General features: G+C 66.1%; 3 protein-coding genes. All 3 read right to left on the reverse strand.

Going from position 1 to position 13,169, the window contains the following annotated elements:
- Position 1 precedes the first annotated feature (1 nt).
- The 3 genes from FF090_RS11755 to FF090_RS11765 are packed head-to-tail and all read right to left on the reverse strand — an operon-like array spanning position 2 to position 13,169.
- Positions 2–4,975 (reverse strand): Eco57I restriction-modification methylase domain-containing protein, encoded by a 4,974-nt coding sequence (locus FF090_RS11755; RefSeq protein ID WP_138856901.1) that lies wholly within the window; start codon positions 4,973–4,975, stop codon positions 2–4.
- 4 nt (positions 4,976–4,979) lie between these two features.
- Entirely contained in the window at positions 4,980–7,829 is a 2,850-nt protein-coding gene (locus FF090_RS11760; protein WP_138856902.1) for a DUF8741 domain-containing protein, read from the reverse strand.
- Positions 7,830–7,835: 6 nt separating this feature from the next.
- Positions 7,836–13,169 carry a DEAD/DEAH box helicase gene (locus tag FF090_RS11765; RefSeq protein ID WP_138856903.1) on the reverse strand — a complete coding sequence of 1,778 codons (5,334 nt, stop codon included), beginning with the start codon at positions 13,167–13,169 and terminating at the stop codon, positions 7,836–7,838.

Raw genomic sequence — 13,169 nt, forward strand, 5'->3', positions numbered from 1 at the left:
CTTACTGTGTGCCGGTGGCCTTGGGGCTGGCCGGTAGTGCCGCGCTCTTTTCGACCTCTGCAGCTACGCGCCGACTCTCGGCCCGCCACAGAAGCCGAGCAGTCTCGGGATGCTCTGGCAGCTGGATGACATCTCCCGGTGACGCACCTGCGCCTCGCGTGTAGAAGGCCTTGCCATCCCGGGTTGAACGCACGAGCACATCAACACCAGCAAGGCGCTGCACGATGGGCTGGACGCGGCTCAGGAGAGGCATCACGTCATTCATCCCGAGCGCCGGCCGCAAGGACTCGAAGCGCGCGCCTTCTTCGGGGGCCAAGTAGTGCCCAGCCGCTGCCAACGCAGCCACCGCTGACTGGATGTCCGCCAGCGAACAGCCCTCCGTCCGCTCGGCGACCAGTGCCGTCACCAGGCCAGCCAGCCGGCCTTCCTCGGCATTGCGAATCATTCCGAGCTCGGGGTACGACACGGGCACCGGCTGCGGCGTGAACGACACGCTGGCCTGCTGGTCCCATGCCTCTAGCACCAGCCTCCGCGTTCGGTACTCACGGTAGGTCCGCATCTCGCCTTCCTGCAGGACCCGGAAGGTCTCGCTTGGGTAGTCGGCGCCCATCACATCCTTGGGGTCGAGGATGTAGCGCAGCTCGTCCCGGGTGAGGCCGTAGAGGCGGGCGTAGTAGGCGTCGAGCTCAGCGCGCAGTTGGGCGCGGCGCTCGGGGTTCCAGGCGAAGGGCTGGCCTTGCTCGGCGGCAGGGCGCGGGTCGTAGGCGGCGAGGTCTTCGCCCCAGGCCTGCAGGTCGTGCGAGGTGTAGGTGAGTTCGAGGACGCGGGGGACGATAAAGGCGAGGTCGGCGTCTGTGTAGCTGCCGGGGGGCAACACCGGGAACTGCTTCAGGTAGCCATACGTCAGGTGTGTGCCTCCCACCTTTTGGCGAGCGACGTAGTCGAAGGTGATGGACTGCCAGTTGCCCAGAAGGCACGCCTGCAGCGGCGCTTTGCCTTGACAAAAGTACAGCGGAAGCGTGTGGCCCACACCCAGCCGCGGCATGACAGTCCCAATCACCGTTCGCACCTTCTCGACGCCGGTGATGTCCCGCCAGCCCATTAACCACCGTGGACTGCGCCGGTCCATCCACTCATCCACAAAATTCAGGAGTGAGCCAATCCTGGTTCCGGCGTTCGACAAACCGTGGAAGGACTGCTGCCACACCTGAACCGCCGTCTCCTCTGCGTTGTCGAACGGCGTCTCAGCATCCTGCCGCGCCCACTTGGCCCAATTGCTAAGGTCCTCGCCGCCTCTCGTACGGCGCAGCGCTCCAAGTAGCGCTGCAGCGCCACGGTCCATTTCCGCAGTCGCGCGCCACTGAGCTTCTGCCAGAACCCTTGCGCTGGCGTTGGTCAGCCCATGACCACAAAGCCGCCGCATCCACTCCCCGGCAAGCCACGACGCCACAGCGAATTCAAGCGACTTCTCGTCGTCGAAGTCGGCATACGGTCCTTGTTGATGTGTCAAGAGCCAAGCTCGCGCAACCCGAGCAGGTACGCGGGCAATACGGGCCAGAACCTCGCGTTCATCGACCCAGTAGCGCGGACGCACAGTGCATACAGGGTCACCCTTCTGGGCGTCGCTCAAGTCGGCGGTTTCGACCTCGCCCGCAACACCGCTGGCTGCGGCGACATAGGTCGCCCAGCGGTGGTCGAACTGGTGAATCATCTTCGCTTCGTACAGAGGCAAGAGAGCGGACGGGCCAGAAGTCGCGGGCGTGGTGGCGAACAGGCCGCTGTCACCCGACATATGGAACATGGTCTGGAAGCGGATTCCCCACGGGTTCACCTCAAGCCGCAGCGACTTGCCGTCCTCTCCCACTTCACCTTCGGTGATGAGCACGGGCGCTGCGCGGTAGAGCTTCTTGGTCAACTCTGCGTCGCGCTTGCTACGAAATACCGGACATGTGCGGGTGTTCGGGTTGATGAGGGCGAACTCGTCGGGCGTGAGCGAGAAGCGACGATGGCGGTCGTGAATTTGCTCGGGCTGACGCGCAAAGAACACGAGCGAGGCGGCTTCGTCGTCGGGCTTTCCCCCAAGCGTCAACAGCGCGAATCTGAACGCATGGTGCACCGACGGGAAGACGAACTCTTCATTTTCCAGACACAGCAGACTGCGCAGATGGCCACCAAGGGCTAGGCGCTCAAAGTAGGCCTTGGTGGAGTCGTCCGTGGCGATGCCGGTTGGCACGATGAAGCCCGCACGTCCATCGGGCGCTGTGGCTTGGAAGAAAGTCTCCGAGAACAGCGCATACGTATTGACATCGCCAACGCCGGTTAGTGGGTAACGCCGACTGTCGTGCGCGTAGAGACTGGCGGCCTCGGCACCACGGCGCGCGGCGATGAAGCTGGCATACAGCGCCATCTCGGCGCGGTTGGGCGGCGTCAGTCCCTCAGCGCGCTCCAGGTCCGGGTTCACGCGATGCAGTAGGACGCCTTCACGCAGCCACTCGATGCGCAGGGCGCGCTCGGCCTTGTTCTTGGCCATGGCCACCAGTGGGCTGCGGGTAGCGAAGAACTCTTCCTCCTGCAGCTTGATGCGCTCCCAAGGTGGGTTGCCCAGCATCACGCTGAAGCCGCCCTTCGCTGCCACCTGCGGGAAGGCCAGCCACCAGTGGAAGACGCTGTGCTGGCGGCACAGAGCCTGCGCAACATCCTCCACCTCGGCTTTGGGTGCCTGGCCGCTCAGCACACCCCAAAGGTATCCCGACAGCGGCACTGCGTCGGCAGCACCGGCCAGCTTTGGCGCCAGGAAGGCCGCCACATAGGTGTCTGCCAGCCGTGCAAAGCTGCTGCGCTGAGCCTGGGCCTGCGCCGTGGCCCAGGCCTGGCGCTTGGCGGCCAGGTGCTCGGGCGTGTCGTCGTCTAAGGTCTCGACGCTGACGGCCTGCGCGGCCAGTCCGGCCTGGGTCAGCAGGTCGCCGCCGGCAATCTGGCGCCAGCTCTTCAGATCGGCCTTGTTCTGCTTCTTCAAGGCGCTGGCCACGGCCTTTTCGTCACCCGACAGCGCGGTGTAGGCCTCATCGGGGATGCCGCCTTCCAGCACCTTGGGGTCCAGCACGCCCAGCAGTGCGTCGCCAACGCGCAGGTGGTGGTCCACAAAGCTCAGGGGCCGGTCGGGCGAGTAGGCCTCCAGCCACAGCGCCGTCTTGGCCAGCTGGATGGCCATCGGGTTCTTGTCCACGCCGAAGATGCAGCGGCCCACCACGTCACGCAGTGCGTGGCGGTAGTCTGTTGGCGTCGGGGCCCCACCTTCTCGCTCAGCAGCCGCACGGTGCAGCGCGACCTCGTCGGCCAAGCGCCGCGCAGCCGACAGCAGGAAGTGGCCACTGCCGCAGGCGGGGTCGCACACGGTGAGCGCGAGCAGCGCCTCCACCGGGCGCTCGGGGTTGGCCTTCACCGTCTGCGCGATGACGGGCTCCAGCGCGCTCTTGATGAGCTCCTGCACCAGGCTGTCGGGCGTGTAGTAGCTGCCGGTCAGCTTGCGCGTGTTGCCCTTGGTGCTGGCATCGGTCTCGTCGTCGCCGACGAAGGCCAGGCGCGCCGTGGTGGGCGATGCCAGGCCCTGCAGGTCGGGTACCAGCTCCAGCAGGCTCTCGTAAACGCTGCCCAGCTCCTCGGGGCCCATGTCGCGGTAGTTGACGCGCGAGAGGGCACCGTCGGCGCGGAACCAGCCAAGCTGGAACACGGCGGCCAGCAGGTGGCGGTTGTCCAGCTGAGCGGCGTCCAGACGCGGGCACTGGTCGGCATCGAACAGGCCGCCCAGGGCGGGCAGGCCCAGGGCTGGTTGCCCGCCGGCCAGCGAGCCGAAGGTGATGATCAGCGCATGCCAAAGGTCGGCATGGCGGTCGTGCTGGCTGCGACGCACGGCGCGGTCGCGCAGCCAGGTGAGTGAATAGCCGGTCAGGTAGCGGGCCTTGGCCTCGTCGCTGGCATCGGGGGCGAAAACCAGGCGCTCACCGGTGCCACGGTCGCGGCGGTCTTCCACCGTGGCCAGGAAGATGAAGCGGTAGACCAGGCGCAGCAGCTCTTCGAAGAAGGCCTGGCGGTCGTAGCCGTCCTGGGTGCTTTGCAGCGCAGTGCGCAGGGCCCCGTTGGCCGGGTGCGAGAGGAAGCCGGTGCCCAAGGCCCGCAGTGCCTCGGCCACTTGGTAGCGCAGCTTGCCGCGTACAGTGACACCAGCCTGCTGACCTGCGGCGCGCCAGCGCTCCCATGGGCAGTCGGTGGGTGGTGTCTCAGCCGTGCCAAAGCGCGAGGCATGGGCCAGCAGCCAGAAGGCGCTGAAGTCGGCCAGCAGCTCTTCGGTGAACAGGGCTTCGAGGTCGACCTCGATGTAGGCCGGGCGCGTGAGGCTGGCGTTGTCGCGCAGGATGCGCAGGGTTAGGCCGTTGCTGACGATGGCCCACAGGGACGCGTCGCTGGCGTTGAGCGCCTCCTGAGCCAGCATGAAGGGGCTGCGGCGGCGGGTCTTGCCGGTGTCGGGGTTGGTCTCGCCAAAGCGTTCGGCGGCGCTGTCCAGCGGCTGGTCGAAGCCGGCGAAGACCAGAGGCACGCGGCCACCGTTGCCTGCGTAGCCGATGGCGTACTGGTGGCCAGCATGCTCGATGGCCGGGCAGCGGGCGGCATCGCTGAAGTGCAGCACATCGCGCAGCAGCGGCAGCAGCCATTCGCGCACGGTGACCTCATGCGCTTGCACATCCTGCCGGCGACGCAGGGCCTGGAAGTCCTGCCAGAGGGTGAGTGCAATCTTGAAGTCGCGCGCGATTTCATCGCGCAGCTTAAGTCCTTTGGCGATGCGGTACTGCGGCTCGGTCTGCTCGCTGGCCTTGGGGTCGGCCAGCAGGGTCAGCCGGGTCAGTTCCTCGGCGGGGAGCAAACCTCCTTCGATGCGGATGGCGCGGTAGGCGAGCTGGTGGAGAGGCTTCTTGGCCATGGTGTCAGGCGCCCACGGCGTTGGAAGTGGCTGCATCCGGCAGCAGCACGTACAGGCCCATCACGTCGACAGGCAGGCTGGCGGTGACCTGGTAGCTGCCGCGGCCTTCTGCTGCCTCGCGCACGCGGCGGTGGTCGGCCAGCAGCGCTTGGGCACGGGCCTTGGCCATCGCCTCCAGCTGGGGCTGCCAGCTGGGCAATGCGTCAAGAGCGGTCTGCAGTTGACGGTCACGCAACGGGGCGGGCATGTTGCGGGTGGTTTCGGCGCCCAGCAGTTGGCGGGTCATGTCGGGGGCGAGTTCGGCAAAAGGCTCGGAACCGCTGGCGGCCACGGCCACAGCTTCTTCGCACATCAGCAGCCGGGTCTGGCTGCCATGGGTGACGGTGAGCTGGTGGCGGATGCGCAGCAGCAGCACGGTGGTCTTGAGCGACACGCCATGCACGAAGGCGGCGCCAGCGCGGGCGACGGCAGCGTCATCGGCGGTGGTGCTGGCGTCGTCCAGCGCCTGCTCCAGCAGCGTGTCAGCCAGTACGGACACCAGCGGGTGCGTGCGGTGGACGAAGTTGGCGCCCTGGGCGGCAGGCTGGTGGAAGTCGATGCGCAGGGTGTTGGCCAAGCCCTCGGCAGCGAGGCGCTCGCGCACGGCAGGTGGCAGGTGCTCCGTCAGCAGCTTGAAGTGCTGCTTCACCGGTTGCAACGGCGCCCCCAGCTGCGCAGCGGCACGGCTGACGAAGCGCTCGACTTCGGCCTCGCCACCCAGCACAGTGGCAGACTTGCGCCACTCGGGCAGCACGTCCTCCGGCTTCAGGCGGCGCTGGGCAAAGATGCTGCGGTTCTGCTTGGCCTTCTCTTTGGCGCTCTGCCAGGCCAGGTCGATTTCCTTGGCCGGCTCGCCGAACAGGTCCAGCTGCGATTGGGCGTTGAGGTGGCCCTTGCGCAGCAGCACGGCGTTCATCAGCGCCTGAGTTAGTTTTCCCTCGTTGTCGGGCATAGGCACGAGAACGCCCAGCTCCTTGCGGATGCTCTCGGCCTTGCGCAAGATGACCTGCAGCACGGCGCCGTCAACGGGGTTGTCTTCACCGTACAGCATGGTGCTTCGCACCTCGCGGGCCTTTTGCCCGAAGCGGTCCACGCGGCCTTCTCGCTGCTCGTGCCGGGTGGGGTTCCAGCTGAGGTCGTAGTGGACGACGGCGGTGAACAGGCCCTGCAGGTTGATACCTTCGGACAGGCAGTCGGTGGCGACCAGCACGCGAGTCTCGCCCTCGCCCAACTGTTCGACCGCGGCTTCGCGCTCGTCGGGAGTTAGCTCACCGGTCACTGCCTTGATAGTGGCGGTCTTGAACTTCTCCCGCAGTGCCGCTGCCAGGTAGTGAGCCGTGGCGATGTAGCGGCAGAAGACAACCGGCTGGAAGCCATCCTTCAGCAGCAGCGCCACGTGCTCCTGCAGCTTGGCAAGTTTGGGGTCGTTCTGCTGGCCAGCCAGCGCCGCAGCACTAGTCATCAGCGCTTGCAGGCGTTGGCTGTCTTCGGTCTGGGCCCCGGGCTCGATGTCGTCGGTGGACAGTGCATCGTCGGTGCCGTCCAGCACGCGGTCGCTGGCCTGGGCCTCGAACTCCTCCAGGGACGTCGCTTCAGCGCCCCCGGCCTCGCCAAGCGCGCCTTGCAGCCGGGTTCGCAGTGCGTTGACGGCTGCAGCGGGTGACGACGAGATGCAGCGCAGCAGTGCGAGGGCCGCCCACCAATTCATGCGCTGTTCGCGCAGACCTTGGCCTTCAGAGCGCTCGACTAGTTCACGGGCATAGGCAAGCACGTCGTTGAACAGCTGGCCCCAGGCGCCAGTGAGCTTGTAGGTGATTTCGGCGGACTTGCGGTCCGGAAACATCGAGGTGTCTTGCCACTCGGCGATGTCGGGCCGGCGGCGCTGGACGAAGTGCCGCGAAAGGTCTTCGCGCAGGTCGCTTCGTTGGCCGGCGGGCAGGTCCTTCAGCTGCGTGAAGTCGGTGCGCAGCAGGCCCAGTAGGTTGAAGAACGCCTCCTCGTCGCCGCTGTGCGGCGTGGCGGTGAGCAGCACCAGGTGCCGCGTTGCGTCAGCCGCCAGGCCCTTGAGCAGTTGATAGCGCTGCTGACGGCCCTGGCCGGCTTGGGTACAGGTATGGGCCTCGTCGACGATGACGAACTCGGGGCAGAAGCGCTGGAAGGCTTCACGGCGGCGCTCTGACTTGATGTAGTCCAGGCTGACGACCGTGTAGGGGTGGGCGTGGAACACAGAAGTGCCCGGCGGAAGGTCGCGCTCCAGCCGGTCGGCGGTGTTGGAGCGCACCACCACGGCGGGAATGTGAAAGCGCTCGGCCAACTCGCGTTGCCACTGCTCGCATAGGTGCGGCGGGCACAGCACGGTCATGCGCTGGACCTCGCCACGGTCGAGCAGCTCGCGTGCGATGAGCGCACCTTCGATGGTCTTGCCGATACCGACGTCGTCCGCAATTAGCAGCCGCACCGTCGGCTGCTTCAACGCCATCAACAGCGGCACGAGCTGGTAGGCACGTGGCTCGACGGCAATGTTGCCGAAGCTGCGGAAGGGGCCAGCGCCGCTGCGCAGCTTGAGCTGCAGTGCATCCAGGAGCAACTGGCTCGCTGAGTGGTTGCGCGCCTGGGCCACAGAGGGCCAGGGGAAAGTGGCCGGCTGGACCGGCTGGCGTTCCAGGGGCAAGTAGATGAGCGTCTCATCGCGCTCACCGCCGCCCAAGGGGCGCAGGCGCAGGGTCTGCGTGTCGGACTCGGGCAGGACTATCCACTCGCGGCCACGGGCCGCAACCAGGCTGCCCGGGAGGAATTCCGGCGTCGGAGCATTCATGTCGTATCAGGCCTTGCCTGGACCAAACAGGTCGGCGTTGTTCTTAAAAATGTCGGGCCAGCGAGCCTGCTCCTTGGGGAAGCGCACCACCAGATAGCCCAGTTCGTCCAGGGCTCGGTCGATGGCGGCGTCCGCAGCCCGCTGGGTGTCGGTCTCGTGATGAGGTCCGTCGATGAAGACAGCGAGATTCAGGTCGTCGTAGAAGAAGTCCGCACAGGCGTTGGCGCCGCTGACCGTGTGCTGCCCGCGGTCAGGCTTGCGGTAGCCGTGCTCATTGACGTGGTCCAGCCAGGCCTGCTCCAGCGTGCTGCCTGCGGTGCGGGCGAGCTCGGCGTCGTGCTCTTGCGGCCCGCGACCTTGCGTGCCCTGGTGAGCCCGGGCAGCCGTCAGGCGGCAGAGGATGTCTAGCAGCAGCCCGCCGGCATCCTTGTCCTTGCGGTCGATGAGTGTGTGGTCAGGCTGGTTGTAATACGACAGCAAGCAGCGGTAGCAGCCGGCCTCGCACAATGGCTTGCCGTCGTGGTCGAGCTCTTCGGCCAAGGTCTTGCGGGCCCACGGTTGGCCCGCTGGCGGCGGCAGGAAGTGCAGCACCTCCAAGGCTTTGGCAGCCACCGCAGCCAACGCGTCGGGCTCGGTGGCCAGGCGCGTCAGCACGCCAGCGCCACCCTCGGCTGCCTCGAACAGCAGGATGGACTGGCGGTTGTCACGCGTGGGCAGGGGCTCGGCCATCAGCTCGCTCTCTTCGAGCTGGTAGACCGCCTCGATACCGCGTTTGAGCGCGTACTGCAGCGTGGTCAGCGTTTCAGCTGCGAGCTCGCCTAGGCGGTAGTGCGGGCGCACGATGAGGATGTTCCGGCGGTCCTCGACGTAGGGAACGATGCGCTGCGGCGGTGTTTTGTCCGGCGGGGCCTCGCCCTCAGCCTCTTTCTCGCCGTTGCCATCGTCGACGCCACCAACCCAGTGGCCGGTGACCGGGTTCATCATGAAGCCCTGGATGGCCTTCTCTTTTCGGCGGCGCCAGCCGAAGTTCATGCGCCAGACCGTTGCGGCCGGGCCGTACTGCATCTCGAGCAACGGGCCTTCGTCATCCTCGACGACCGTCGTGACCATTTGCAACTTGCCGTCGGCTTCGGCGAACTGCAACGTGGTCTGCATCTCGTAGCCCTGGCGTACCCGCTCTTCCTCGTTGGCGGTGATGCGCTCGGCGCGCTTGGTGGAGACGTTCTCGATGCGGTACAGGTTCTTGATTTCCTGAGCACCGGACAGTGACGCCCCGCAGGAAATGCAGCGGTCCGAGTCGCGCTGTGAGCGGAAGTGGCCATAGCCGCACGCCGGGCACAGGCGGGCGATTTCAGTGGGCAGGCGAGCGCCTTCGCTGACCTGGTCTGACCCGGTGATGGTCAGCAAAGCCTTGGTCACGCGGTACTGGCTGCCCTCGTGATAGATGAGGCTGTAGGGGCCAAACTCACCGAGCGCCAGGAAGCGCGGCCGTGACAGAAAGCTCTCACGGCCAATGGCGCCACGCCGAGCCGGCAGGTAGGCCAGCAACGGCAGGCGCGGGAAGTTATAGCCCGGCAGGAAGCCTTGGCTGGCGAGGTAACGGTAGGTGTAAAAGTCGCTGTTGAAGGCGCTGTCGCCTGCCAGTAGCAAGTCACGCTGCTTGCGGGCTTCGTTGTGACGCTGCTGGGCCTCACGACGCTCGCGTTCGCTGGCAGCGGGGTTGTTCTCGATTTTGAAGTTCAGCTCGATAGCCTGTGCCGTGGCGCGGTACAGGTCGCGCCAGCGCTGCAGGGCACCGTCGAACTCTTGGTACGCTCGTTGGAACACAGCTTCGGCCCACTTGTCCGTGTACCAAGGCGCGCTCGTGGGCGTCAGCTCGTTCGTCAACATGCCTAGCACCTTCAGGCCACGCTGATGCGCGCGCTTTTTCGCTTCTGACTTGTCCAGGTCCGACGCCATCTCTTCGGTCACCGGCAGCACGTCAGGCTGGTTCATGTCCAGCAGGTCGCGCACGCTGTTGCCCAGGCGCTTGCTGGTCTCGGCCAGCCAAATGGCGTGCATGTGGCTTTTGACCAGTTCGAGGTTGGCCAGGTCCAGCGTCGGGGCGTTCACCTGTCCGTGCACCATGCGGACGGGGTCGCGGAAGTAGTACTGGTCGTGCGGGCTTTGCGATGCGCAGTACGTTATGACCAAGGCCGGCTGGCCGGCACGTCCGGCACGGCCACTGCGCTGGGCGTAGTTGGCCGGCGTCGGCGGCACGTTGCGCATGTAGACGGTGTTAAGCGACGAGATGTCGACGCCGAGCTCCATCGTCGGGGAGCAGAACAGCACCGGCAGCCACTCGAGTTCGACGCCGTTCTTGCCGCGCCACTCGGCACGGTCCTTGTCGGTGAAACGGAAACGCGCTTCGCGCTCCATCCGGTCTTCCTGCTCGACCTGGGCCGTGTGCTCGCGGGCCTCGAACTCGAAGAGTTGGTGCACGGGGCTGTCGAGCAGGCCGGCGATGTTCAGGTACAGGCTGCGGAAGAAGGCGTTGTCCTCGGCCTGACGCTTGCTCTCGCCAGAGCCGAGCTCCCACTGCAACGCGGTGCCGCTCAGCTGCCACCCCAGCACACCGAAATCCGTCTCCTCGCGCTTGACCATGCCGTAGGACTCGGCAGCCTTCAGCAGCGCCTGGATGACATCCGGATAGGTCTGGTCGTTGATGTGCTTGTAGTAGGGGTTGCCACCGCCCCAGGTGCTGCCCTGGCGAAGCAGCCTGCCCAGGCGGGAGCGGCTGGAGCCAATGACCAGGAAGTCTTCGACCACCACCCGACGACCGCGACGGTCAGACTCTTCGCGCGGTCGCGAAGTGGCGAACCAACGGGACGGCACTGGGCGTTCGTCTTCGGTGAAGCCCCAGGGCTCGCACAGGTTGGCGTAACTCTGGGTGCGAAGCTGCTCGAGTTCGGTGCGGTCGAGGTAGCGCGTGGCGATGCACAGGCCCTGGCGCATGAAGTCGAACAGCTCGCGCAACACCTTCGCGCGCTCGGCCGGGCTGGCCGCCTGGAGCACCTGCGGGGCCTGGGCCCATTCGGCGGCGTCGGCGGCGAGGTCGTCAATGTCTTGGTAGCCAATGCGAATCAGCCCGAGCTGTTCGAGGTTGGGATTGTTGAATCGCCAGCCTCGGCGCAAGTCAAAGTAGCTGCGGTAGCCCAGGATGCCGCGCATGGCCTCCTGGACCTGCCGTCGGGTGTTGCCCTTGACCTCCGGCTGCTGCATGTACTCGGCACGCACGGCGGGGTCATCGCGGTGGAACCCCAGGGCTTCGAAGACCGCGTTGGCGACCTCACGCTCGGACAGTGCCCGGCCGCCGGCCTTGCGCACCGCCGACAGCAGTGCCGACCGGGTCAGCAGCACCTGGAGGAAGTCGTTGAAGTGCCCGGCTTGCAGCGCGGCGTCCTGCCGGTTGTCGGAGAAGCCGAGCACCTTCTTGGCATCGGCCGACAACTCCTGGTCCTGCTCGTACAGGTAGCGCAGGGCCGACAACGTCAGCATCGTCGTCGCCGAGCTGCGACCCTCGCCAGAAAGCGAAGTCAGGCGCAATGCGTCCTTGCCGGACGTTGTGTGCGACACGCCGCAGGCCAGGCAGAAGCGGAAGGCGCCCGGGATGAACCAGCTTGGCAGGCCGCTGTCGGTGCTGACAACACCATCAGGTCGCACTTTCACCGACTGGGGAAGGAACTTGCGTTGGCCAGACTTGATGCGCCACTCGCCATCGGCCCGTTCCTCGAGCCAGGACTCCGGATAGCGCTCCAGTGATTCAGGGTCCCACAGGCCGCGGCCATCCGGCATCAGGAAGCCGAACTTGACCTGCTCGTCGTCGTGCTGCCGTTCTTCGATGCTGCGAACGTTAAACGTCCGGCCCTCGTGGCCGTCTGTATCCCAAACCGGGATGTACTCCTGGCCGCAGTCGCGGCAGAAGTGCACGTGGTAGTAGCGGCGCTGCCGCTCGTCATCGCCCGAGACGAACTGCTGACCGTCGAGCGTGATGGCACGATGTCCTGGCGCTTCCAAGGTTGTGAAGACCTTGCCACCGCCAGCGATGAACTGGTGGAGCTTGAACGCGAACAGGCTCTTGCCGGCGGCATCGGTGACGGCGTAGGCCCGCAACATGAACTGCTGCAGGTAGGCCAGGCAAGTCTCGATAGGCTCGCCGGAGGCATCGTGCAGCAGCATGGCGGCGTCGGCCAGGGTGCGCGGACGTGCGCGCCGTGGCTTGTCGTCTTCGTAGGTCAGGCCCAGCGTCAACTCGACCCAGACCGACATCGGGTGCGCAGCCAGGGCCTCAAAGCCAAGGCCGGCGGGAACGCCAGACCGGATAGCGGGGCCGAGGCGGCTGCGGATGGATTCGAGCGTCTGGCTCTCGGGCGTCGTGCGCCGCAGGGTCTCGGTGATGACGTTGCGGTCGGCGATGGCGGTGCCGAACAGCCGGCGAGCCACTCGTGCGACGACGGCGTTGCGTTCCATCTGGCTGCCCTCGGACGCCATGGTGGCCGAGGTGCCGATGCAGATGAGCTCGTCGGCCAGCGCTTCGCGCACGCGGCGCACCAGCAGCGCCACATCGGCGCCCTGGCGACCACGGTAGGTATGAAGTTCATCCAGCACCAGGAAGCGCAAGCCCTTGGCGTTGCGCATCACCGCCTTGTCGATGTCGTTCTGCCGGGTCATCAGCAGCTCGAGCATCATGAAGTTGGTCAGCAGGATGTCCGGTGGCTTGGCCGCCATGGCTTGCCGCTCTTCGTCCGATTCCTGCCCGGTGTAACGGCCGAAGCTCACAGCGCGGGTTGCAGGGTCAGAGCCAAGAAACTTCTTCAGCTCCTCGAGTTGGGAGTTCGCCAAGGCGTTCATCGGGTAGATGACGATGGCGCGCGTACGCGGGGTGGGGTCGGCCTTCTTGGCCTTGAGGCAGGCGTCGACGACCGGAATGAAATAGCTGAGCGATTTGCCGGAGCCCGTGCCGGTGGTGAGAACGTAGCTCTCACCGGCCAAAGCCAAGCTGATGGCCTCGGCCTGGTGCTTGTGCAGCGGCAGTGTCACCCCGACGGAACTGGCCGACTTACCCAGACGGAAGATGTCCGAGCACTCGGCACTCAACTGGCCTGCTTGGACCAGCTCATCGACCGTGCCCCCCGAACGGTAGTTCGGGTTGATTTGGATGAGTGGCTCTGGCCAGTAGCGCTGGCTGTCGTACTCGCGGTCGACGAAGGCCCGAATGTCATCGGACCGGATGCGTGTGAAGCTGCGGGTGAACTGCTCGTACTCGCCGACGAGGTGCTCCCGGAATTCAAAGACGTCCAT

Source organism: Inhella inkyongensis (genome assembly GCF_005952805.1).
Taxonomy (GTDB): Bacteria; Pseudomonadota; Gammaproteobacteria; order Burkholderiales; family Burkholderiaceae_C; genus Inhella; species Inhella inkyongensis.